Source organism: Nocardia sp. NPDC059229 (assembly GCF_042754165.1).
GTDB lineage: Bacteria > Actinomycetota > Actinomycetes > Mycobacteriales > Mycobacteriaceae > Nocardia.
In genome coordinates, this window is record NZ_JBHZAK010000010.1 from 194,453 (window position 1) to 218,456 (window position 24,004).

The following is a 24,004-nucleotide window of genomic DNA, read 5'->3' on the forward strand; positions in this document are numbered from 1 at the left end:
TCGCTCAGCCGCGGGTGGCCACCGCCGCCTGCGCGATCAGCGTCAGGTACAGGGTGAGAATGAACAGGACCGCGGGCAGCACCGGGTACTCGTCGTCCCGCGACCGCAGGAACCGCCACGCCCCGATCGCCGGGATCAGCGTGAGCGCCAAGGGAATCCAGCCGAGGACGGCGGCCGCGCCGTGCCACTCCCACGGCTTCGCGACGGCGATCTCACCCACCGCCGCCGCCAGTGCGCACAGAACCGACGCCCCGGCGCTACCGAGCGTACCGAGCGCGTTCGAGTAGTACATCTCCCCCGGCCGCAGGCTGCGCGAGGTCTTGCGGGCGAACTCGAATTGCAGGAAGGCTCCGGCGAACACGAGCGCCACCACCGCGACCCGGCCGTGGGCCGCCGCCTCGCCGGTGTCGATGGCCGACAGCACGACATACGCGGTCACCAGCAGCTGCACCGGGTAGGTGACCACGAGGTTGAGCATGATGTCGGTGCGCACCGTCTCCGAAAGCTGTTCCAGCGCCCAGAGAATCAGGCCGTAGGCGAGTACCGCCGCGATGGCCACCGCCGAGCGCACCGACAACGCGAGGCTGCCCGCGATGGATACCACCGCGATCACCCCCATGGCACTGCGCAATTCGAGCGCACTCACCGCTCCGGTGACCAGCGGCCGGTCCGGATTGTGCACCCGGTCGTACTCGAGGTCCTTCTGCTCGTCGACCATGCGCAGGTACAGCAGCACGATCGCGACGATGCCGATACGGGCGGCGGTCGCGCCGGTCGGATGCCAGGCGACCCCCGGCTGCGTCAGCAGTGCCGCCGTCCCTTCGAGGGCCAGCACCCAGAGGATGCCGTACAGCAGGTAGTGCGGCTTGTACATCACCTTGGTGAACCGTGCGATCCGGCCCACCGAGGTGAGAAGACCGGTGCGGGACGGGATTTCGGCGAGATCGGTCACGGCGCCGCCACCTCCCCCGGCGTCGGCCAGCCGTCCCAGCCGGTCAGTTCCGCGGCGGGTGTCCGGCGCACCGGTTTGCCGCCGCCCGGGAGCAGGTGTGCGACCGGCAGCATGGCCACCTGGGTAACCTCCTCGAACGGAATGCCCAGCAGCTCGGCGACTTCGCGCTCGTAGGCCAGATGCGCTGTGGTCAGCGTCGATCCGAGTCCGCGTGCGCGCAAGGCCAGCTGGAGATTCCAGACCACCGGATAGATCGACCCGTAGAAGCTGGCCAGCCGCAGCGCCGAGGGTGCGGCGGGCGGGCGGCCCAGCGCGCACACCACGATCAGCGCGGGCACCTCGCCCAGGTGGTCGGCCAGGTGCTGCCCCGAGGCCAGATCGGCCAGCTGATCCGGCCGGGGTGTGCGGCCGGAGAGGTTGGCGGCGAACCCCTTCCGGTAGTATTCGCCGATCCGGGATTTGAGTCCGGGGTCGCGCACCACCACGAACCGCCACGGCTGCCGGTTCGAGCCGCTGGGCGCGTGCACCGCGATCTCCAGGCACTCCCGCAGGTCGCGGTCGTCGACGAGCCGCTGCAGGTCGAGGCGTTTGCGGACCGCGCGGGTGCCGGTCAGCAGATCGGTGTCCATCAGTCGCCGTCCTCCGCCAGTGCCAGGTCCCCCGCGAATTCGAGGTCGATCCGCGCCGCCACGGCGCCGGCCTGGCGGATCTCACAGTGCACGACGGTGGCGTCCACCCCGGAGTCGGTGCGCTCGGCCACGCACACGGCGGGCAGGTCGAGTTCCACGAATTGGTCGAAAGCGCTTGTCACGCTGATCAATCGGCGGGGCTGCGGGCCCATGGTGGTGAGCGCGACCTGCCGGCAGGCCTCGATGAGCAGGTTGCCGGGCACGTGGTCGAGCTGATGGTCGAACAGGATCGGATGGGTGGTGTCGGCGACCAGCGCGGCACGGGACCGGCCCGGGGTGGACTCCGGCGGCCCGATCACCACATTGCGGGGATTCTCCCGGCCGACCAGCGCGGCGGCGGCCCGCGTGCCCGGCGAGGCGGGAATCTCGAAGGGCCCCAGGCCCAGCTGCTTCCGGTAGCCCGCGCGGATGGCGGCCCACTGCCGCGGATCCACCCAGGAGAAGGAGCCGTCCACGGTACCCATCGGAACTCCCCGGCAGCTGATGTCGAGGACCAGGTCCAGGCCCTCCAGCCGCTCACCCCGATGGTGTTCGCGCAACGCCCGCACCCGCAGTTCGAGATCGGCGGGGGAGGAACCGATCTCCCAGATCGCACCGTCGATGCCGGTGCCGTTGAAGGTGCGCACCAGGAAGGCCCGGTCGGTGGGCACGTCGAAGAACTCGTGGGTCACCGCGATGGAGGCCTGCCGGGCGGCCTCCATGACCGCGATCAGGTCGTGGTGCAGGCCCAGCGCGCCGGCGTGATCGCCGTAATGGCCGTGCATGCGCGGCAATTGGGCCCCCGCCACGAACTCGCCGGAGGTCTCGGCCTCCAGCGAGGTCACGAAGACCTCGGCGACCGCCTGCCGGTGCGCGAGCGCGCGCGGGATGGTGCGCAGGTGGGTGGCACGCACAGCGGCGGCGCGGGTGAGCGGGTGGGAGGTTCGGGGTGGCTGTGTCGTCGTCATGGTCTGGCCTCCAGCCAATCGGTCGCGCTGACCGGGCGCAGGGTCTGCGACCCGGTCCCGGCGCGCATGGGTAGGACGTAGGAACCCAGCACGATGAGCGACCAGGGGTCGAGCTCGCGGCCACTGGACCACGCCACCTCCAGCAGCGCGGCCTGGGCGGCCGGGGAGCCGGGTTCGGCCGCGGAGATCCGATCGTCCAGGGATTTCATTGCGGCGGAACCCAGTTCGGTGCACAGCCGGGCGATGGCGTCGGAGCGCTCGAAGCTGCGGGCGGGGGCCCGGTCGTAGAGGTCGCGGGCCAGCGCGACGGCCGCGTCGGTGCGGTCGCGCCCTTCGAGCGCGTGGGCGAACACCTGGGCCCGGGTGGTCTCGTCGAAGTAGATGGCGAGTTCGCGCAGCACGTCGGCGGGATCGTCGGGGGAATGGACGAGATTGAGCAGGTAGTTATGACGGCCGAGCAGGTAGCGCAGTTCACCGGGCTGCCGTTTGCGGGGGTCGGTCGCGCCCTTGGCGGCGGTGAGGCGCACCGGTGTCGGCAGGTCGGTGACCGGGCCGCGGACCACGAGCACCAGGACATCGGAGATCCCCACCAGCAGGTCGGCCAGCCGCCGCCGTTCCGGGGAGGCGATGTTCCAGGCGAAGTACCACAGGGCGCGGGCCACATGCCGGTCCACCACCACGCGGCGGGCATCCACCACCTGGAAGTCGTTGTCCGCCAGCCAGGTCAGGGTCGGTTCGACGGCCCGGGCCACGATGGCGTCCGGTTTCAGCAGCAGCAGCGAGTGCTCGCGGGCGAAGGCGGCGGCGTCGATGCCGAGCCGCTGTGCCTGCTCGACGGTCTCGAGCACATAGGTGTCGGTGAGGTAGGCGTCGACCTTCTCCTTCGACGGAGTCGCGTCGGCGAGCAGGGTGCGCAGGGCGTCGTCGGTCACGACCGGACCCCCGTTCCCGGTGCCGATGCGCCGATTCCGGTGCGCGCCAAGGTTTCCGCGATGGACGGCAGCGGCGCGCCCAGGTAGCCGGATTCCAGGCAGTGGTCCAGCAGCGCCCGCAGGTAGTCCTTGCCGGTCTGCGGTGGGAGCCGGTCCAGCAGGCGGTCCGCGTTGCTGGTGTCGAAGGACAGCCGGCGCTGGAAGTAGCTGGTGTAGAGCGCGCCGATGCGCAGGTAGTACTCGCGCTCGATGGGGTCGAGATCCTCGGCGCGGAAGGAGGATTCCGGCACGAAGGTCGCGACCTCGAAGGACGGGTACTCGGCGAGCACGTCGGAGACCTCGCGCAGTGACGGCGTGTCCCGGCCCACCGCGTGCAGGGTGGATCCGGCGACACTGTCGAAATCGGTGACCGCGGCGGCGATCACATCGGCGACGTGGTCGACCGGGGCCAGGGCGAGCGTGGCGTCGTAACGGCCCGGCAGGGTGCGCAGCTTGCCCTCGACCATGAGTTTCACCACGGTGTAGAGGTTCTTGTACTCGCGGATGACGCCGTCGCCCAGTGCGCCGGTGACGATGCCCGGACGCACCACCGCCCATCGCAGCCCGCGTTCCCCGGCCGCCCGGATCACCTGTTCGGCCCGCAATTTGCTCTGCTCGTAGCCGTTTCCGAAGGATTGGCCCGCATCCAGTTCGTCCTCGCGGATGACGCCGTGCCGCAGCCCGCACACATAGGCGGTGCTGACGTGCAGCAGCGGCACGTCCCAGGCGAGGGCCAGCGCGACGGCGTGCTCCGCGCCGCGCACATTGAGCTCGTCGTAGGTCTCGGCGGTGGCGTCGAAGGCGGTGGTGGCGGCGCAGTGCACGATGATGCCCACCCGGCCGGCGAGATCGGCGGCCGTCGCGGGGTCCAGCCCGAAGACCGGCCGCCGGATATCGCCGGTGATCCGCAGGTCCGGTTCGTACCCGCTGCCGTCATTGCGGCGGATATCCGAATTGCTGTGCAGCACAGCGGCTACCGGGCAGCCGGAGGCGCTGAGCCGGGCGGCGACTTCCGACCCGACCAGTCCGCTCGCGCCGGTGAGCAGGACGGTGTTCCGTTCGCTCATGCGCTCACCTCCAGGGTGCGGGTGACCAGATCCACGACCTGGCCGACCCGCAGCACCCCCATCAGCTGTTCGGGCCGGTAGCGCGGCAACGCGAAGCTCTGTTCGAGCACCATGGTCAATTCCATGAGCCGCAGCGAGTCGAAGCCGAGGTCCTCGATCAGGCGCAGCTCGTCGGTCTGTTCCAGTGCGTCCGCGGCACCGTCGAATTCGGCGGGCCGCGGGGCCATGGTGGCGATGATGTGCCGGACGCGTTCGGCGACAGTGGCTTCGGTGGTCATGACTGCTCGCTCTCTCGCAGGTGGGGCTGCTGGCCGCCGCTGGCCAGCAGATCGCGGGCCTCGTCCAGAGGCAGATCGGCGTCGAGATACCCGGCCAGCCGCAACCAGTCGTAGCCGAGGGTGAGGGTGCGCTGCCACTGCTCGCGGGAATCGAAGGAGGCCGGGAAGTCCCGGCCCGCACCGGTATCCGCGGCCAGGCGCCGCACCGTGGCGACGACGACGTCGACACGGGCAAGATCGTTCAGCGCGTCGCCGCCGTTTCGCAGGGTGCGCGAGAACCGCACGCGCGCCGCCGATTCCAGAGCCGCGATCAGCGTGTCCCGCTCGGGGGCGTGCGCGGGCAGCAGCCCGGCGACCGTGCCGACCGGATCCACATCGGCGGGCAGCGGATGAATGCCGAACGCGCTCAACAGCACTCGCACACTCATGGCGATGAGCCGGTGCGCGGCGATATCGGCGACCTCGCCCTGCGCGTCCTTGACCGCGCCCACCAGATCCTCGCGGGCGTTCTCGAGCACCACGTTGGACCACACCAGATTCAGACCGGCCCCGATGAACCGCCGGGCAGGCAGCGGCGACAGCGTCGCGATTCCCTCCCCACGCGCCGCACCGGTGAGTCCCAGCGCGGGCGTCGCCACCACGGCCACCGGCGTGTACGCCTCCACCGGTTTACACATGGCCAGGGCTGGTTCGAGCACCTCGCCGCCCCGCCACTGCAACCCGACGAACCCCAGCCGGACGAACTCCGCCAGCTCCGCCCCGATATCGCGCTGAGCGCGCGCCATGACATCCCGGATCGACTGCCGGAACACCACCGACCGCCATGCCTGGGCTCCCGCCTCGGACAGCACGAAAACCTCGCTGTCGGCACGCAGCACGTGCAGGCGTCCGGCCAGCGGCCAGGTGGTCACGGCGGGACGCCGCGTGAAGATCAGCTCGTGCGGGTCGTCCGCGACGCCCGCCACCCCGAGCTCTGCGGCCAGGGCCACCGTGGCAGCCCATCGCGCACCTCCCCGCTCCCGAGCCACCGCGTCGGCAGTGGCGGGGATCGTCCGAGCGCTCTCCCCGCCGGAATCCGATGATTCAGTCGATTCGAGCGGCGCGAGCCGCCCGGAATCGTCCTCGCTACTCGTGTCGTCCCGGTCGTCGGCGCCGGTCAGCTCGCGGTAGCGGTCGATCAACGCGTCGGGGGCGGTGCGATCGAGTTGCTGTGGCAGCCATTTGGTTTCGAGGTAGGTTTCGCCGCGGCGGGCGAGCCAGGCCTTCATGGCTTGGCGGAGGCCGTCTTCGGCCCAGGCCTCGGCTTCGGTGTGAGCTCCGAAGGCGCGCAGGGCGATGGCGTAGCCCAGGGCGTGGCGGGCACGGGTGGCCCACCAGTCGGCGACGAGGGTGGTGAAGGCGTCGTGGGTGAGGATTCCGCGCAGCTGGTCCAGATCGACCGTGCCGGGTCGGATGACCGTGGCTCGCAGGAAGCGCTGGCAACGGTTGAGGCCATCCTCGTCCGGGTCGGTGGCGGCCCGCTCGAGTTGCCGGCGCAGCTGGGCCACCGAACGGGTGCGGACCTCGACGCGGCGACCGTCGAGGAACAGGACGGTCGGCAGGGTCGGCAGTTCGTCCGCGCCGGGGGCCACCGCCAGGAAGTCGATGTCGGAGCCCGCATTGCCGAACCCCTCGGCCAGCGAGCCCTCGAACAGGACAGCGGCGTCCTCGGGAACGGCGACCGACCGCAGCGCGCCGTCCAGGAGCTGTCGCAGCCTGTCCATGGGCATCCCGGGCCGCGGCACGGCCTGTACCGGCTGGAGGGAAGTGGGTTGCTCCGCAGCGGTATCCGCCTCGTGCAGCACCGCGCCCGCGAGGGCGCCGTCCCGCAGCAGCTGCCACATGTGGCGGCGGCGGGGCTTGCCGCTGGAGGTGCGGCGGATGAGGCCGCGCGGCCCGGTGACGATGTGCACGGTCTGGGCGGGTCCGAGGTGGCCCCGAATGAGGGCGCGGGCCTGCGGAATCCAGTCGCCGGGCGCGGTCTCGGCGAACAGGGCGACACCCTGGAGTCCGGCCTCGACGAGGCCGACGGCGGCGAGCTTGCCCTTGGTGAGCCCGGTTTCCTGGGCGACCCGGGATTCGATGTCCTCCATGAACACCGAGCGGCCGCGCACCTTGATGCTGGTGCCCATGCGGCCGAGGACGAAAACCTCTCCGCGGTAGAGGAATCCGGCGTCCCCCGAGTACAGGCGGCCGTTCTCCAGGCGGGTGGACGAGGTCGCGCTCGCCTCCCCGGAGTAGCCCAGCGCCACCGAGTCTCCGGTCACCACCATCTCGCCCAGGACGCCGTCGGGCAGTTCACGGCCCTCGTCGTCGACCACGGTCACGGTGGATTCGGGGGTGGAGAAGCCGAGCCCGGTGATCCAGCCCGCACCCGCCACGCGGTGGGTGTCGTCGAGCATCGCCTCCTCGAGCACCGGAACCGGTTCTCCGAAGCGCAGATTCGGATTGTCCAGCCGCAGCGCGGTGATGGGCCGCCGGGTGGGCGAGGAGGTCACCATGAGCGTCGCTTCGGCCAGCCCGTAGGCGAGGGTGAAAGCGCCCATCGAGAAGCCTTGCGGGCCGGTCAGATTCGCGAAGGCCTGCAGATCGGCCACCTCGACCGGCTCGGAGCCGATGGCCAGCGTCCGCCAGCCCGACAGATCCAGGCCGGCGATCTCTTCGGGCCGGACCCGGTGCGCCACATAGCCGAGCGCGAACGACGGCGACGGCGCGTGCTGGGCGTGGGTCATGGCGCGCAGCCAGCGCAGCGGGTCGCGCACGAACTGGTCGGGACGCATGAGGTACAGGTCGGCCTGGTTGGTGACGCCCTGCAGGAAGGCCCCGACCAGGCCCATATCGTGGTAGAGCGGCAGCCACGACACCATGGTCTCGCCCGGCTGCCAGTCGATGAGGCGGGTGATCATGGCGATGTTGTTGGCCAGGTTGTGCCAGCTGACCCGTACGCCGCGCGGTGCGCCCGAGGAACCCGAGGTGAACTGCAGCAGTGCCACTTCCGACACGTCGACGAGCTCGCGCGTGGCGGGGACGGCGGGCAGCGCCGCAGCATGGACGACCACCGGTTCGTCGGTGCGACCGGCCGCGAGGCAGGCGCTGCGCACGAAGGTCTCGAACTCCGGGGAGGTGACCACCATGCGGGGCGCGGCCTGTTCGACGATGCCCGCGATGTGCGCGACGATCTGCTCCAGGTCGCCGAACATGGGCGGCGCGACCGGGGTGAACACCCCGCCGCACGCCCACACCGCGTAGAACGCCGCCACACACGGGAATCCGGTCGGCATGATCACGCACGCGCCGTCACCGCTGCCGAGTCCCGCGGCCCGCAGCAGGTCCGCGATCGACCACACCTGGTCGGCCAGCTCCCGATAGCTGCGGTACTCCCATCCGTCGGCCTCGTCGGCCAGGTACAGCCCGGTGCCGGCCGAGGGCTCGATCAGCCACCTGCGCACGGTCGCCTCGTCGTTCACGTGGTCGATCACTGGTCTCCTTCGGGAAGCACGGTGACGGTGCCGGCGGCCCCATCGACTCGAATACGCATGCCGCTGCGCAATTGGCGGGTGATGCCGGGCAGCTGGACCACGGTCGGCACGCCCAGCTCGCGTGCCACGATCGCCACGTGGGTGAGCGGGCTGCCGCGTTCGATGACCAGCGCCGACGCCGAGGGCAGGGCCGCCACCCAGCCCGGATCGGTGCGATAGGCGATGAGGATGCCGCCGGCCACGTCGCGGGGTTCGTCCACGATCACCGCGGCGCCCTCGACAATGCCCGCCGCCGACGGAGTCCCGGTGAGCACCGTGCCGGGAGTGGCCGCGGCCGTCGCGGTGACCGGCACCCAGCCCTGCTCGGCCAGTTCGGCATTGCCCAGCCGCGGTCCGATGGTGCGGAAGCGGGCCGGGGCCACCAGCGTGGAATCCTTGGCGCGCAGCGACTTCCGCACCGTCACCACCTCGCGCAGACGGTCCGTGTCCGCACCCTCGTAGCAGCCGCGCAGTTCCTCGACGGTCAGCTGGAACACGTCCTCGAACTCGTCGATCACGCCGCGCGCCGCCAGATCCCGGCCCATCACCCGGATCATGCGCTTGACCATGCCGAACGCGCGGGTGCGGCAGAAGCGCAGCCGCTCACGGTGGGCGGCGCAGCGGGAGACCTTGGCGCGCAGGCGTTCGTAGACGCGCCGCCGGACGCCGTGGCCGAGGTGCGCGTCCAGGTAGGCGTCGGCCTCGCCGGCGCGGTTCGCGGTCACGGTGTCGCCGACCCGGCCGACCGCACTGCGCAGCATGACGAACAGATTGGCCGGATTCTCGCGCAGATCCGGTGTTTCCAGCTTGAGTTCATCGAGGCTGCGGTAACCGTAGCGGTCCAGATAGTCGTCGAGGGCGGCGAGGAACTCGGTGCGCCCGGCGGCCCGCAGCGCGTCGTGAATCGCATCCGGCGCAGTCGAATTGACAATGTCGTTCAGTTCCGGATCAGCGCGCACGACCCGGGCGAGCTCTGTCATGGCGCGGGCCGGCTCGGCGGATTCGACATCCGCGCCCGGGCCGACCACGGCGTAGAGGAACCATTCCGGCGCCTTGGGCAGGAACAGCTTGGTCAACAGGAACATCAGGCCCGAAAGGGTGAGCAGGATGGCGTCGAGCACCATGAGCGGGCCCCACCGCCGCACCAGGTCGCCCTCCACCGTGCGATAGGAGCGGTAGGCCTGCTCGCCGGTCAGCGCGGTGTAGTCCACGGCGTCGTACTCGTCGTAGACGCGGTAGAAGTCGGTCATGAACCGCTCGACCAGGTCGTCGATGCCGAACAGGCGCCGCGCGTAGATCACCGTGGTGCGCGCCCGCGAGCGCAGCCGGGCCGCCGTGCTGTCGAATTCGAAGGGGCGCAGCGTCTTCGCGATATCCGTCGGCAGCGGTTCGGCCACGCCGAGGGCGGCCTCGAGCACCCGGCGGTTGAGCGGATAGCCGGGCGCGATGCCGACCATGCGGTACCAGTGCAGCAGGTTGTAGTAGACGCGGCCGTGAAAGCTGCCCAGCAGCACGGGAGTCCACGCATCGGTCTGCCGCAGCTGCTCGGGCGGCACCCCCAGGGAGGCCGCGTAGCCGCGGTACACGCGGCCGTAGATATCGGCGGCGGTGGTGTAGGTCAGCGGTGAGGTGACGCCGCTGAAGCTCTCGATGATGTTGGAGTTGTCCCAGATTCGCGTCTCACCGGGACCCACCCGCTCGCCCGCGCCACGCAGCTCGACCTCGCGCGCGGACAGCGTCGACGCGGTCGCGGTGATCGGCCGGGTCTGCAGCAGCCACACGCCGGTGTCGTCGATGGCCCATTCGATGTCCTGCGGTGCACCACAGGATATTTCGACCTTCCGTGCGATCTCGGCGAGCTCGGCGGTCTCGGCGTCGGTCAGCACCCGCGCGCCGCGTCGGCCGGCCTCGACCTCGACCGTCGCGCAGCCCTGCCCGTCGCCGGGATCGAAACGAATATCCTTGTCCCCCAGCGTGATATCGAGCAGGACACCGGTGTCCCGGTCCAGGATCATCGAGTCGGCGTCGACCGCGCCGGACACCAGCCCCTCCCCCAGCCCGTAGACGGCGCTGATCACCAGCTCGTCGTCCGCACCGGTCATCGGATTCCGCGTGAACACCACGCCACTGGATCGCGCCGAGATCAATCGCTGTAACACCACCGCGGGCGCGTAGGCGCGAGACAGGCCGTGCGCGAACGCATATCGCACCGCACGCTCGGAGAAAGCCGACACCCAGCAGTCCCGCACCCGGGCGGTCACCGCTTCGAGACCGTGCACGTTCAGGTGGCTGTCGAACTGCCCGGCGAACGAAGCCTCCGCCCCGTCCTCGGCCGACATGGACGACCGCACCGCGATCGGCTCCGGCCCGAGCCGCGCCCAGGCCTCGCCGATCACCGCCACCGCCGCCTCGGACACCTCCGCGGCCGCCAGCGCCCCGCGCAACTCGGCGGCCCGCGCCACGGCGGCCTCGACCTCCCCGAGCGCCGCGAACCCCTCCAATTCCCCGGTCAGGCCCGCCGCGCTCGCGAACCCATCGAACACCTCCGTGCCGAGCGCCACCCACTCGGGCACCCGCACCCCCACCTCCCCCAGCGCGTACAACCCCCGCGCCTTCCCACCCCCATACGCGGCGACATCCACCGAATCCGACCAAGGGCCGAGCAACCGCACAACCTCTCCCATCACCCTGAGGCCAGTCACATCACAGCGAATGCCGGAGCAAGATCAGGGGTTCTACTTTGAGTAGTCCACGTTTCAAACGCACACCAGCCCAAGGTTCTTGGGTCTGCCTCACCCCGGTTCCTCGAGCCACCATCACGGCCGAAGCCACGCAGTGCAATTCGCACAGCGAGTGTGACACGGCCGCACGGCGCCAGAAAGCCCGATAATCTCCGGCGGGCACCGATGCACACCCCGGTCCCCGCCGGTGACACTGCGAATCCTGTTGCGCAGCTCGTCATCCCCCTGCACCAGATACTCGACCGGCACGGCGATCTTCCGCGCCGCCTCCACGAGCGTCTCCTCGCCCGGACCGCCGAACACAGCTGCCGTGATCCGGGATTCGACAGCGGTCGAATGGATCCCCCTGCAACGCGTCCAGCGTCGCTCGCCGCTCCGGCACCGCCCGCCCGCGACGACGGAGTTGTACCCCAGCACGATCGGATGGATCGGCTCCCCGGCTGCCTGCGCTGCCCGGCACGGCGCTCACACGCATCCACCAGCGGACGGCGCGCCGGTACGCGTCATCGGATCAGGCGGGATGAAAACCCACCTGCAACGCCTCCAGTCCTCGAATCACCACGTTCGGCTTGAACGGTGGATTCTCCGAAAGCAACTCCATCGCACCGACTTTGCGCAGCAGCACGTCGAGCAGGATCTCCATCTCCAGCAGGGCCAGGGGGGCGCCCAGGCAGTAGTGGATGCCGAGGCTGAAGCCGAGGTGCTTCTTGGCGGGGTGCATGGGGTCGGAGTAGCGGGCGACATCGGTGCGGTCCGGGTCGGGGAAGACCCGCTCGTCGTGATTGGCGGAGTTGATGAGAACGACCACGCCCTCGCCGGGTTCGAAGTCGTGCCCGGCGACGGTGATCGGCCGGGTGGCGGCCCGGGTGCTGATCTGCACCGACGGTTCCAGGCGCAGCAGCTCGTCGGGCGCGGAGGCGGTGAGTTCGGGCCGGTCACGCATCGCCTCGATCTGGTCGGGCGCGCGCAGCAGCCGCAGCATGCCAGTGCCGATGAGGTTGGCGGTGGTCTCGTGACCGGCCACGAAAGTGGTGATGCAGGTGGCGAGCAGTTCCTGCTCGGTGAGCACGTCACCGCGATCCTCGACCTGCGAGAGCGCGCTGAGCAGGTCGTCGCGCGGATTCACGCGCCGCTCGTTGAGCAGTTCCCGGAAGTAGCCCATGAATCCGCGCGAGGCGGCGCTGCGCGCCTTCAGCGATTCCTCGGGCAGCGTGTAGTCGTGGTCGAACCCGCGCGCCAGGTCCTGCGACCACTGGTGCACCTGCTCGTAGGCTTCCTCGGGCACGCCGATGAGCTCGCAGGCGATGATCAGCGGCAGCGGGTAGGCGATCGTCTCGACCAGGTCGAATTCGCCTGCCTCCAGGGCCTTGTCGACCAGCTCCTCGCTGAGTTTCTCGATGCGCGGCCGCAGCCGGGCCACGGTGCGCGGGGTGAACCCCTTGGTGACCAGGTTGCGCAGCCGGGTGTGGTCCGGCGGCTCCATCCACAGGAAGGAGGTGGGCAGTTCTTCGGGAGCGTCCTCGGGTTCGACGGTCGGGTGCATCATCCCGGCCTCCTCGGCGTGGCTCCACGCCGTGGTGGACAGCACCGCGGCGCAGTCCTCGTACCGGGTGAGCACGTGATGCCCGAGCGGGGTCTGATGAATGGGCCCGGCGTCGCGCAGTACGCGGGCCGGAGTGTACGGGTCGGAGCGGCCGTCGGGCCCGAAGAGCTGGACCAGCGCGTTCACAACGGCCGGATCCTGCGCATCGGCAACGGCGTTCATCTCTGGGGCGGCCATGATTGTCCTCCTGGATTCAACGATGGGCCGACATGGCGAGTGCGGCGATTGCCGCGCAGCATGATTCGGCCCGCCAGCACCGGTTGGGTCAGCGCGGCTGGCGGTTCGACGAGATGGGCGACGCGCATGAAGGTGCGTGCCACCAGCGGGTCCCGGTGGGCCGCGCGATGTGCCTGCGCCACATACGCATTGGTAAGCCGAGTGCGCAGCCCGCGCCGTCCCGCGACCCGCGGATGACGCAGATCCGAGGCCGCCGCGAGCTGCCAGGCAGTGGCGGCGGCCTCGGTCGCGGCCGTGTAGAAGCGCGCGGGCAGCTCCGCGAACGGCAGGCCGCTGTCCAGGCATGCACGCAGGGCGACCGCCTGCAGCGCCGCCACGGTCATGCCCTGGGCGTAGAGCGGGTTGAACGCGCACTGGGCGTCACCGAGTACGACCAGTCCCGCGGGCGCGGCGAGCAGCCGGTCGAAGCGGCGCCGCACCGAGGACCGGAACCGGTAGGGCATTGGATCGTCGAGAGGATCTGCGGCCGTGATGATCTCGTGGATGTCGGGCGCGTCCAGGCTCGCGGCATACATCTGGAAGCCCGCCGCGTCGGTAGGCGGATGATCGCCCATCATGCCCGCGAGGGTGACGAGCCAGCGATCGCCCTCTACGTGGACCGCCCCGCCGCCGTGCCCGTCGGCACCGGTGGAGATGATCACCGAGGCGTGCCCGCCCAATTGTCCCTCGCCGTACCGGTAGAGACGCGAGGCGTACCCGAGGTCGACCTCGAGCTGCTCCTCGACCGGCGTCGGCGCGCCGATCACCCGGAGCCACTCGCAGATCCGCGATCCCCGCCCGCTCGCGTCGACGACGAGATCGGCGACGGCGATCTCACCGTCCGGAGCCGAGCCGCGCGAGCCGGCTGCTGCCCCGTCGCCACCTGCGGCATCGAAGTCTGTGCCGGGGTACCGATCACGGTACGACGCCACCCGCACGCCGGTGATGCGAGCACTGTCCCCGATCAGCCCGCGGACCGTGATTCCATCGCGCAGCAGCACATTCGGCAGTTGCAGGGTGCGGCGGCGCAGCACGGATTCGAGCAGTGGCCGGGTCGCGATGATCGAGGTGAGCCCGGTCGAGGTGGCGGCCAGCCGCGATCCGGCGATGTACCACCGGGTTCCGACGAGCACCTCGGCGGTCTGCGCTCCGGCCTCGACAAGGTCGGCGGTGCAGCCGGGGAACAGCTCCTCCAGGATGGTGCGGCCGCGGTCGAGGAGGCCGTGCAGGTGCCGGCCCTGCCCGACACCGCGGCGCACCGCGGACGCGTCGCCGGTATCGCGTTCGAGAATCGTGACCCGCGTGCAGAATTCGGCGAGCACGCGGGCAGCGAGCAGTCCCGCGATACCCGCGCCGATGACGATCGCGTGCCGGTCCGCCGGGCTCATACCGTCACCGGCAGGGCCATGACACCACGGTGGATCAGGCTGGGCCGGTAGCCGACGGTCTCCGCGCCCAGCCGCAGCCCGGGCGCGCGATCGAGCAGGGCGCGCACCGCGGCCGCAGCCTCGAGCCGCGCCAGCGGGGCGCCGACGCAGTAGTGGATACCGAGGCTGAAGCCCAGATGCTTACGGGCGGGTCGGTTTCCGGCGTACCGAGTGACGTCGAAGGTGTCGGCGTCGGGGTACACCCGGTCGTCACGGCTGGCCGAGGCGGTGAGCACGACGACACCGTCACCGCGCCGGAACTGCCGGCCGCCGACCACGGTGTCGGCGAGGGCCACCCGGATGGTGAACTGGGTGGGCGCGTCGTAGCGCAGCATCTCGTCCAGGGCCGGTTCGATGAGTTCGGGTCGCTCACGCAGCAATTCGAGCTGGGCCGGGTTGCGCAGCAGCGCCAGCAGCCCGTTGCCGATCAGGTTGATGGAGGTCTCCATCCCCGCTACGAGCAGCAGCAGGGCCATGCCGATGACTTCCGCCTCCGTCAGCGTCTCACCGTCCGTGCTCGCCGCGACCAGTTCGCTGAGCAGATCCGGGCCCGGCTCCCGCTTGCGCCGCGCGACCAGTTCGCCGAAGTACCCCATGCAGGCCAGCGCCGACCGCCCGCGCGCCTCGATGTCGGCGGGCCCGAGCAGCGAGTCCGGGTCGCTGCCGCGCGCGATGGCCAGCTGCCATTCCCGGAACCGCGCGCCGTCGGCCGGATCACCGCCCAGCAGCCGCACCGGGATCATGGCCACCGCCAGCGGCACCGCCAGATCCTCGAGCACATCGAATTCCCCGCGCTCCAAGGCGGTGTCGACCAGATCGTTCACCACCCGCCCGGCCACCGGCGCGAGTTCGCCGACCATGCGCGGCGTGAACGCCTTGGCCACGAGCTTGCGGTAGCGGCCGTGCTGGGGCGGATCCATGCGCACGAAGGAGCCGGGGATGGCGGCGGTGGTGTCACGGAAGGGACTGATCCCGGCGGCGTACCCGTGTCCCCAGTCCGCGCCGGTCAGGATGGCCGCGCATTCCTCGTACCGGGTGATGAGAGTGACCGGTACGTCCCCGAACCGGTGCGGGAACAGGGCCGCGGCGTCGCGGATGCGGCGGTAGGCCGGGTAGGGATCGGCGCGGTGGCCGGGATCGAAGGCGTCGAAGGTGATCTCGGGTACGGCGGTGCTCATCGGCCCTCCACACGGACACGCAATTCGGACATGCCGCGAACGACCACATTGGGCCGGTACGGCGGCTCGGCCAGCAGGCTCAACGCGGTGACGCGAACACCCAAGGCGTGCATCACCGTTTGCATCTCCATGCGGGCCAGTGGCGCGCCCAGGCAGTAGTGCAGGCCGAGACCGAAGGACAGGTGCCGTTCGGTGTTGCGGCCCGGCAGATACCGGCCCAGGTCGAACCGGTCGGCGTCGGGGAAGGCGGCCGGGTCGCGATTGGCCGACCCGAGCAGCACGATCACCGCCTCACCGGATGCGAAAGTGCGCTCGCCGACGGTGATCTCGGCCCGCGCGGTGCGGGTGGTGAGGTGCACCGGCGCGTCGTAGCGCAGCACCTCGTCCACCGCGACGCCGGCGAGGTCGGGATCGGCGCGCAGCCGCCGGAATTCTCCGGGCTCCCGGATCAGGGCGAGCACGCCGTTGCCGATGAGGTTGACCGAGGTCTCGTGGCCCGCCACCACCAGGATCAGCAGGGTGCCGATGAGCTCGGTGTGGCTCAGCCGCACCCCGGCCTCCTCGGCCTGGACCAGCGCGGTGATCAGGTCGGCGCGCGGGGCGCGGCGGCGCTGGTCGACGAGATCGCCGAAGAACTCGGTGAATTCGTGGACGGCCGCGGTGCGGGCGGCCAGTTCCTCGGGACTCAGCAGCACGTCGGGGTCGAGTCCGCGGGCGATGCCCGCCGACATGGCCCGCACCTGCGCGTGTGCCTCGGCGGGCACGCCGAGCATCTCGCAGATGAGGGTGAGCGGCACCGGATAGGCGAGGGCCTCGAGCAGATCCACCTCGCGGTCGGCGAGGATCGCGGTCAGCAGCTCGTCCACCAGTTGGGTGGCGCGCTCCCGCAATCCGCTGACCGTGCGGGCGGTGAACGCCTTGCCGACCAGCCCGCGCAGCCGGGTGTGATCCGGGGGTTCCATCCACAGGAACGAGCCGGGCAGCTCCACGTCGCTGTCGCCGTGCAGCAGCTCGGGTTCCTCGGCGTGACTCCAGCGCGGATCGGTGAGGATGGCCTGCGCCTCGGTGTGGCGGGTGACCAGATGGGTGCGATGGGAACCGGGCACGAAAGGCCCGGCAGCGCGCAGGATCCGGTAACTGTCGTAGGGGTTGTGCCGCAGGTGCGGCGCGATGCTCTCGACGACGGCCTGCTGGACCCGATTCATTTCCGCGACGGCGGCGGGTTCGGAACTCACCGGCGACTCCTGAATTGTGAATGCCATTTTCGCCAGTTCATCCTCGCCGCCTGCCCGGGCGGGTCGTGCGGCCATTGCCGACGCCTATCGTCCGATTGCGGTATCTCTTTATCGCGCAACGCAATTGGTCGATCGACGCTGGTTATCACCGCTCACGTTTAACAACGCGTTCAGCGCCCGGACACAATTCGCTGTTGTCGTGACGGTTATGAATTCCGCGAATTCCGAAGGCACGCTGACCGATCGGCTCGCATTCATCGCCGCCGAGCACCCGCGTGTGGAGGCGACATTCTGGTCCACCGCCGAGCGAATGGACTACGCCGAACTGCACCGCGCCGCACGAGCGGCGGCCGCCGCGCTGATCCGGCGCGGGGTGCGGCGCGGCGAAGCGGTGGGCATCCTCTGTCCGAACGCACCGGAATTCCTGGTGAGCTTCTTCGGCATCATCGCCGCCGGCGCGGCTGCCACTCCCCTGCCCCTGCCCGCGAGCACGCGTCGCGCCGGCGGTTATCCCCCGCAGCTGGCCGCCGTCACCGCGGCGGCGGGCATGCGCACGGTGCTGGTGTCCCCGCGTTTCGCGGAGCTGGTACCGCTGCTGGGGGATGCCGTCGCGGTCGAATTCCTCGACACCGCAGAGCTTTCCGCCGACGACGAGTCCGAGCGGGTGATACCGCCGACCCCGGAGCCCGACGACCTGGCGGTCGTGCAGTTCACCTCCGGCAGCACCGCCCTCCCCAAGGGCGTGCGACTGACCCACCGCCAGGTGATGGCCGGGTTGGCCGCCATCCGCCGGGGCATCGCCCTCGATCTGGACGATCAAGGCGGCTTCTGGCTGCCGCTGTTCCACGACATGGGCCTTTTCGGCACGCTCTCGGCGATCCTGCGCGGCATTCCGGCGCACCTGTGGTCGCCGCTGTCGTTCGTCAAGGACCCGGCCCGCTGGCTACGCGAGTTCGCCGCCAGCGGCACCACCATCACCGCCATGCCGAGTTTCGGCTACGAGGCGCTGCTGGGCGCGGTACCCCCGGAGCAGGTGACCGAGTACGACCTGAGCCGCTGGCGCATCGCCTTCAATGGCGCGGAACCGATTTCGCAGGCCGTGGTGACCCGGTTCCTGGACCGGTTCGCCCCGGCCGGATTCACGCCGAACACCATGTTCGGCGTGTACGGGATGGCCGAGGCCACCCTGGCCGTGGCCTTCCCGCCGCTTGGCCGCGAGCCGGTGTTCGAGTGGGTGGACCGGGCGCTGCTGGCCGACGCCCGGCACGCCGACCCGGTGCCGCCGGAACAGGCGGGCGCGCGGGCGGTGGCCGGGGTCGGCTCGGCCGTGGACGGCCTCGAATTGCGCGTGGTGTGCACCGATTCCGGCCTCGACCAGCCCGACGGATGGGTCGGGGAGATCCTCATCCGCGGCGCGTCGGTCACCGAGGGCTACCTCGGCGCCGACCCGGCCGCGGTGGCCGACCGCTTCACCGACGGCTGGCTGCGCACCGGCGACCTCGGATATCAGCGCGCCGGTGAGCTTTTCGTCACCGGCCGCTGCAAGGACATGATCACCGTGCGCGGCGTCAACCACTACGCCCAGGACGTCGAGGCCGCGGTGCGCGACCTCGAGGGCATCTACAAGCAGCGCTGCACCGCCGCGATCGACCCCGACGGCGCGGACGTCATCGCGCTGATCGCCGAATCCGAACTCGACGGCGACGCCGCGGCCACGCTGTCGCGGGCCATCCGCGATCGGGTCGCCGCCGACCTCGGACTGGCGGCCGTCGAGGTGTACCTCGTGCCGCCCCGCACCATCCCCCGCACCAGCAGCGGCAAGCTCCAGCGGCTCGCCGCCCGCGACCTCATCACCCAGCACCGCTGACATCACCCAGTGACATTCACGCCCAACGCCATTCGATCCGCACGAACCGGAGGCACCCGTGCACAGTTATGAAGTCTTCCGCCACTACGAGCGCTTGCACTGGAAGCTGGGCGATCTCGCCTTCGACACCGTCGACCAGGACCTGGTGCGGCCGGAGTACGTGACCCTGGCCAAGAGCGCTGCCATGGGCGAGTCCAATGTCATCGCCGCCGTACACGGCTTCCTGGCCGAGTTCGTCGACGACTACGACTTCTCCACCTTCGCCGTGGTGTGGGGCTACCAGGAGGTGCAGCACCACTACGCCTTCCGATCCTGGCTGCGCGCCATCGGCGAGGATGTCGAGGACCGCGCGGTCGACGCCATGCGCGAGCCCTACTCCCCGGGCACCACGCCCTCGGCGACGCTGGCCACCAACATCATCTCCGAGCTGACGGTCAACCACGTCTACCGCGCGGTGTCGGCCTGGGTGCAGGAGCCGGTCTTGAAGTCGCTGCTGCTCAACGCGAGTCGCGACGAGGCCGGGCACGCCCGCGAGTTCATCCACTACGCCACCGAGCGCCTGGCCCGCCGGCACGAGGAGCTGCCCTCGGTCCTGGAAACCCTGTACGTGTACAGCTCCGAGGCCAGGATCAAGCACCCGGTGAGCACCTTCAAGGCCGGGATCGTCGAGCTCGGCGACCACGAGACCATCGACACCGGCTTCGAGCTGTTCCTCGAACAGGTCGCGGCCGACGGCGAACTGGAGGTGCTGCACGCGAAGGTGCGCCGCACCTTCGCGACCATGACCGGCCTGGACCTGTCCAGCAATGCCAAGGTCCGCCGCGCGCTGGCCGAGGCCATCGCCTAGCGGCACGGCCGTGCTCTCCCCCACCGCCGACGCGCTCGCGGATCCGGCCACCGTCCGCGTGCCGTGGTCGGTCATCCCTGACTATCACTGCTTCGGCTGTTCCCCGCACAACGCGTCCGGACTGCGGCTGGCCTTCACCCCGCACGCGGACGGCCTGCAGGCCCGCTTTCGGCTCGACCGCTGTTTCGAGTCCTATCCGGGCATCGTGCACGGCGGTCTGACCGGCGTCATCTGCGACGAGGTGATGGGCAACCTGATCGTGCTGGCCCGGCAGGTGCCCGCCTTCACGGTGACGCAGCGCACCCGCTTCCTGACGCCGCTGCTGATAGATCGCGAATACCGGTGTGTGGCAACGCTGTCCGCGGCCGGATCCGGCGATCTGATCCAGGCCAGCGCCGAGATCCTGGACGCCGACGGCGTCAGCTGCGCGTCCTCGGCCGCCACCTACCGTCCCTTCGCGCTCGAGTCCGTGCGCCATCAGCTGTCCCTGCGCGACGACGAGGTCGCCCTGCTCGACCAAGCCCTCACCATGGCAAATGCCCTGTCCCCGAATGGAGTTCCGTCATGACCACCGATGACATCCTGCGTACCGTCACCGCGATCGCCGTCACCGAGACCGGCCTGCCCGCTTCGGAACTGACCCCCGACGCCGACCTGCGCGCCATGGCCGGCGTGGACTCGGTGCGGGTGCTGCGCATGATCGCACGCATCGAACGCACCTACGACATCGAGCTCGAGGACGAGGACGTCTTCGGCACCGCCACCCTCGCCGAGGTGGCCGTGGTCGTCGACAAGGCGCTGCAGGACGCGGCATGACCGTCACCGCCGACACCAACCAGCACTACGACCTGGATCCGGAGATCTTCGGCCAGTTCCTGGATCCGCTGCGCAAGTATAGTTCCGCGCTCTACGAGAACGACGGCGACAGCCTCGAACTCGCCCAGCGCAACAAGCTGCGGTTCGTGGCCCGCCGCCTCGACATCCAGGGCGGTGAGCGGTTGCTCGACATCGGCTGCGGATGGGGTTCGCTGATCCTGTTCATGGCCCAGGAGTATGGCTGCGACACCCTGGGCATCAGTCCCGCGCCGCGCCAGCACGACTACATCGCCGTCCAGGCCCGAGCCCGTGGCGTCGACCGCCAGGTCCACACGCGCGTAGGACATTTCGAGAAGCTCGACCTGCCCGCGCGCAGCCGGGACGCGGTGACCATGCTCGGATCGATCGTGCACATGCCCGATCTGGACGAGGTGTTCCGCCGCGCCCGCGCGGTGCTGCGCCGCGGCGGCACGCTTTACGTCTCGGAGAGCTGCTTCCGCAACGCCGCCGCCCGACGGGCCTTCGACGAGCGGGCGGGCACCGAGTTCGTGCGCTCCGATATCTTCGGCTGGGGCGATCTGCGGCCGCTGTCGGAGCTGATCACCGCCGCCGAGGACGCGGGCTTCTCCATCACCTCGATCGACGATCTCACCGATCACTACCGGCACACCATCGAGGACTGGATCACCAATGTGGACGCCGCCGCCGACGCCATCGACGAGCGGCAGCCGGGACTGGCCGCCAAACTGCGGCACTACCTCGAGGTGGCCAATGCCGGATGGGGTTACACCACCAAGCATTACGCAATGGGCTGCCGCAAGGCCCGTTAGCCGTCAGGAGTATCGATGAGCATCGAATCCGCGCTGCTGCCGGTCGGTGAACTGGTGGCGGCGGTGGACGGCTTCCTGGCCGCCTTGCCCGCCACCCGGGCCTGGGACGTGGAGACCGCCTTCGACTGGGCCGGCGCCGATGCCGAGCGGCTCACCGAGGGACAGCGGTCGGCGGTGCAGTTCGTCACCTACATCGAAGATCACCTGCCGGGATACTTCGATGTCTACCACCGGTGTTTCCCGGTGAACGACAGTGTCGAGCTGCCCGCGTTCGTCCACAATCGCGAGCTCTACCATTTCACCGTGCGCTGGGCGCTCGAGGAGGACACCCACGCCCGCGCGCTCAACCGATATCAGGTGGCCTCCGGCATTGCCGAAAGAGACGCTCTGCGGACCGAATTGGCGGTGGAGGGCCGTAAGCCATTCGACCTGCCCTACGAACATCCGGTGCAGTTCTTCGCCTACGCTTTGGTGCAGGAGAAGGCTACCCAGATGTACTACCACCAATTGCGGGACGTCTCCGGCGATCCCGTGCTCGCGGCGGTGCTGAGCCGGCTGGCCCGCGACGAGGCGCGCCACTTCAGCTTCATGGCCGATGTAGTGGGCCGCTACCTGCGGGTCCAGGGTGACGCGGCGGTGGAGCCCATCCGGGACGTGATCGCGGGATTCCGGATGCCGCTGGCGGATACACTGCGCGGCTACTGGCGGTGGGCGCTGCGCATCGCCGAGGTCGCAGACTACGACCACACCGAGGCCTACGAGCATCTGCTCAAGGTGATCGACCGCACCGTCGACGCCCGCACCGATCGCATCGACGAACTGGCCCGCTTCATCGCCCAGTGCCGCGCCCTGGCCTGACCGGGGCACCACGGAGAAGGCCCGGCTCCTGGTGGGAGCCGGGCCTTTTCGCGCGGATCAGCAGTTTCTCGGTCGGATCAGCCCTGCGAGCCGAGCACCAGGACGGTGGTGGAGCCGTGCGCGATGAGCTTGCCGTCGGCGTCGGTGATGCGGCCCTCGGCGGTCGCGGTGCGCCGGCCCACGTGCACCGCGGTGGCCTCGCAGGTCAGCCGTTTGCCGTCGATGGCGACCGAGCGGATGAAGTTGACCTTCAGCTCGAGGGTCGTATAGGCGGTGTTGTCACCGAGTTTCGTGAAGACGGCGCTACCCATGGCGGTGTCCATCAGGGTGGCGATCACGCCGCCGTGCACGGTGAACATGGCGTTGATGGTGGCCGGATTGGGGTCCAGGTAGTACCGCGTGAAGCCGTCCCCGGCCGCGTCGAGCCGGATGCCCAGCGACGCACCGACTCCGAGCTTCTCGTCCAGGCCCCGCTGGAATACCTCGGTCAGTTCGCCGACGCGCGACGCGACGGTGTCGTTCACCTGAATGCCGGTGCTGGTCATGGTGCCATCCTCTCTGGACTGCGATTGTCCTCGAATTCGACCAGCCCAGGGTGAATTCCGGTTCGCCGCAGGCCATTCCATTCCGACTTCCGATCGGATGATCGAGATCTCACCGACCCCCGGGCCCCGTCCGTCCCGATGCATAGGCTCACGTAATGGCCGATATCCACGCCCCTGACCGGATCGAGACCATCGGCCCGGAATTCTTCGCCGACCCGTACAGCCACTACCGCCGCTGGCGGGAGCACGGCCCGGTCCGGCGAGTTCGCTTCCCCGACAACTTCGTTCGCTGGGTCATCCTCGACTTCGCGGCGGGCCGCGCCGCCCTGGCCGACCCTCGCCTCCACAAGGACGCGGCCGAAACCGACGCCCTGCTCAGCGCCAAACGCGGTACGCCGCGGTCGGACCCGAGCGCCGTGGCGCTGCTCACCCACATGCTCAACACCGATCCGCCCGGACACACCCGGCTGCGCAAGCTGGTGACCCGGGCTTTCACCCCGCGCCGGGTGGCGGAGTTGCAGCCCCGCATCGAGGAGATCACCGCCTCGCTGCTGGACGTCCTGGAGGGACGCGCCGAGGCGGATCTGTTGCGCGACTTCGCCGAACCGCTGCCGATCACGGTGATCTGCGAACTGCTCGGCGTGCCGCTCGACGACCGCGCGGACTTCCAGGACTGGACCCGGGCGCTGGTCGCCGTCGCCGGCCTGGAGGAGGACCGCACCCGCGCTTCGAAGGCGATGGCTGCCTACCTCACCGGACTGGTGCGCGCGAAGGCTCAGGAGCCCGCCGCTGATCTGCTCTCCGCGCTCGCCGTCCCCACCGACGACGGCGACGCCCTCACCGAGGCCGAGCTCGTCGGTATGGCGTTCCTGCTGCTGGTCGCGGGGCACGACACCACGGTCAACCTCATCGCCAACGGCATCCTCGCCCTGCTCCGCAATCCGGCACAGCTGCGAGCCCTGCGCGCCGACCCCGACGCGATCGCCGCCGCCGTCGAGGAGTTCCTGCGCTACGACGGCCCGGTCAACCTGACCACTGTCCGATACACGACCGAACCGATCGTCATCGCCGGAACGCCCATCCCCGCAGGCGAATTCGTCTACATCGCGCTCGCCGCCGCCAACCGCGACAACGACCGCTACCTGGCCCCCGACACCCTCGATCCCGCCCGCAACGCCAGCGGCCATCTCGCCTTCGGCCACGGCATCCACTTCTGCGTCGGCGCGCCACTGGCCCGACTGGAAGCACGAGTCGCCTTCGCCGCCTTGCTGTCCCGATTCCCGAACCTGCGCCCGTCCCGCGCCGCGGAAACCCTCGCCTGGCATCCGAGCACCCTCATTCGCGGCCTGCACGAGCTCCCGGTCCTGCTGTGAACCAAAG

General features: G+C 70.0%; 20 protein-coding genes. 7 read left to right on the top strand and 13 right to left on the bottom strand.

Translation table 11 applies throughout. From position 1 onward, the window contains the following. Positions 1–4: 4 nt before the first annotated feature. The 12 genes from ACFXHE_RS23575 to ACFXHE_RS23630 all read right to left on the bottom strand — a co-directional run bounded on the left by ACFXHE_RS23575 (position 5) and on the right by ACFXHE_RS23630 (position 16,861). On the bottom strand, positions 5–952 hold the full coding sequence (locus ACFXHE_RS23575; RefSeq protein ID WP_379386229.1) for a hypothetical protein: 948 nt from the start codon (positions 950–952) through the stop codon (positions 5–7). Further along, on the bottom strand, positions 949–1,581 hold the full coding sequence (locus ACFXHE_RS23580; protein ID WP_379386231.1) for a nitroreductase family protein: 633 nt from the start codon (positions 1,579–1,581) through the stop codon (positions 949–951). The genes ACFXHE_RS23575 and ACFXHE_RS23580 overlap by 4 nt, the downstream gene beginning before the upstream one ends. Further along, complete coding sequence (locus ACFXHE_RS23585; protein ID WP_379386233.1) at positions 1,581–2,588, bottom strand: ScbA/BarX family gamma-butyrolactone biosynthesis protein; 1,008 nt, start codon at positions 2,586–2,588, stop codon at positions 1,581–1,583. Before ACFXHE_RS23585 ends, ACFXHE_RS23580 begins: the two co-directional genes overlap by 1 nt. Further along, complete coding sequence (locus tag ACFXHE_RS23590) at positions 2,585–3,520, bottom strand: nucleoside-diphosphate kinase (RefSeq protein ID WP_379386235.1); 936 nt, start codon at positions 3,518–3,520, stop codon at positions 2,585–2,587. Before ACFXHE_RS23590 ends, ACFXHE_RS23585 begins: the two co-directional genes overlap by 4 nt. Further along, positions 3,517–4,626, bottom strand: a complete 1,110-nt coding sequence (locus ACFXHE_RS23595; RefSeq protein WP_379386237.1) for an SDR family oxidoreductase — start codon at positions 4,624–4,626, stop codon at positions 3,517–3,519. The genes ACFXHE_RS23590 and ACFXHE_RS23595 overlap by 4 nt, the downstream gene beginning before the upstream one ends. Then, positions 4,623–4,904 carry an acyl carrier protein gene (locus tag ACFXHE_RS23600; RefSeq protein ID WP_379386239.1) on the bottom strand — a complete coding sequence of 94 codons (282 nt, stop codon included), beginning with the start codon at positions 4,902–4,904 and terminating at the stop codon, positions 4,623–4,625. The genes ACFXHE_RS23595 and ACFXHE_RS23600 overlap by 4 nt, the downstream gene beginning before the upstream one ends. After that, positions 4,901–8,422 (bottom strand): AMP-binding protein, encoded by a 3,522-nt coding sequence (locus tag ACFXHE_RS23605; protein WP_379386241.1) that lies wholly within the window; start codon positions 8,420–8,422, stop codon positions 4,901–4,903. Before ACFXHE_RS23605 ends, ACFXHE_RS23600 begins: the two co-directional genes overlap by 4 nt. After that, positions 8,419–11,145: a phosphoenolpyruvate synthase gene (locus ACFXHE_RS23610; protein WP_379386243.1), complete on the bottom strand. Its 2,727-nt coding sequence runs from the start codon at positions 11,143–11,145 to the stop codon at positions 8,419–8,421. The genes ACFXHE_RS23605 and ACFXHE_RS23610 overlap by 4 nt, the downstream gene beginning before the upstream one ends. A 568-nt stretch (positions 11,146–11,713) precedes the next feature. Further along, positions 11,714–12,982: a cytochrome P450 gene (locus ACFXHE_RS23615; RefSeq protein ID WP_379386245.1), complete on the bottom strand. Its 1,269-nt coding sequence runs from the start codon at positions 12,980–12,982 to the stop codon at positions 11,714–11,716. Beyond that, positions 12,964–14,409 (bottom strand): FAD-dependent oxidoreductase, encoded by a 1,446-nt coding sequence (locus ACFXHE_RS23620; RefSeq protein WP_379386247.1) that lies wholly within the window; start codon positions 14,407–14,409, stop codon positions 12,964–12,966. The genes ACFXHE_RS23615 and ACFXHE_RS23620 overlap by 19 nt, the downstream gene beginning before the upstream one ends. Next, positions 14,406–15,626, bottom strand: coding sequence for a cytochrome P450 (locus ACFXHE_RS23625; RefSeq protein ID WP_379386249.1), 1,221 nt, complete (start codon positions 15,624–15,626; stop codon positions 14,406–14,408). The genes ACFXHE_RS23620 and ACFXHE_RS23625 overlap by 4 nt, the downstream gene beginning before the upstream one ends. Further along, positions 15,623–16,861 carry a cytochrome P450 gene (locus tag ACFXHE_RS23630; RefSeq protein WP_379386251.1) on the bottom strand — a complete coding sequence of 413 codons (1,239 nt, stop codon included), beginning with the start codon at positions 16,859–16,861 and terminating at the stop codon, positions 15,623–15,625. The genes ACFXHE_RS23625 and ACFXHE_RS23630 overlap by 4 nt, the downstream gene beginning before the upstream one ends. 208 nt (positions 16,862–17,069) lie before the next feature. Between ACFXHE_RS23630 and ACFXHE_RS23635 the strand changes: the two genes are divergently transcribed. The 6 genes from ACFXHE_RS23635 to ACFXHE_RS23660 are packed head-to-tail and all read left to right on the top strand — an operon-like array spanning position 17,070 to position 22,079. Then, complete coding sequence (locus tag ACFXHE_RS23635) at positions 17,070–18,728, top strand: AMP-binding protein (RefSeq protein WP_379386420.1); 1,659 nt, start codon at positions 17,070–17,072, stop codon at positions 18,726–18,728. Between the two features lie 58 nt (positions 18,729–18,786). Next, entirely contained in the window at positions 18,787–19,575 is a 789-nt protein-coding gene (locus tag ACFXHE_RS23640; RefSeq protein ID WP_379386253.1) for a ferritin-like domain-containing protein, read from the top strand. Between the two features lie 10 nt (positions 19,576–19,585). Continuing rightward, entirely contained in the window at positions 19,586–20,143 is a 558-nt protein-coding gene (locus ACFXHE_RS23645) for a PaaI family thioesterase (protein ID WP_379386255.1), read from the top strand. Beyond that, positions 20,140–20,391 carry an acyl carrier protein gene (locus ACFXHE_RS23650; protein ID WP_379386257.1) on the top strand — a complete coding sequence of 84 codons (252 nt, stop codon included), beginning with the start codon at positions 20,140–20,142 and terminating at the stop codon, positions 20,389–20,391. Before ACFXHE_RS23645 ends, ACFXHE_RS23650 begins: the two co-directional genes overlap by 4 nt. Then, positions 20,388–21,221 (top strand): SAM-dependent methyltransferase, encoded by an 834-nt coding sequence (locus tag ACFXHE_RS23655; RefSeq protein WP_379386259.1) that lies wholly within the window; start codon positions 20,388–20,390, stop codon positions 21,219–21,221. The genes ACFXHE_RS23650 and ACFXHE_RS23655 overlap by 4 nt, the downstream gene beginning before the upstream one ends. 15 nt (positions 21,222–21,236) lie before the next feature. Next, positions 21,237–22,079 (top strand): acyl-ACP desaturase, encoded by an 843-nt coding sequence (locus ACFXHE_RS23660; protein ID WP_379386261.1) that lies wholly within the window; start codon positions 21,237–21,239, stop codon positions 22,077–22,079. Positions 22,080–22,156: 77 nt separating this feature from the next. Here the strand turns inward: ACFXHE_RS23660 and ACFXHE_RS23665 are convergent, their stop codons facing one another. Further along, a complete protein-coding gene (locus ACFXHE_RS23665; protein ID WP_379386263.1) occupies positions 22,157–22,624 on the bottom strand; it encodes a PaaI family thioesterase in 468 nt (155 codons plus the stop codon). A 155-nt stretch (positions 22,625–22,779) separates the two neighbouring features. Between ACFXHE_RS23665 and ACFXHE_RS23670 the strand changes: the two genes are divergently transcribed. Next, positions 22,780–23,997, top strand: coding sequence for a cytochrome P450 (locus ACFXHE_RS23670; RefSeq protein WP_379386265.1), 1,218 nt, complete (start codon positions 22,780–22,782; stop codon positions 23,995–23,997). The last annotated feature ends 7 nt before the right edge of the window (positions 23,998–24,004 follow it).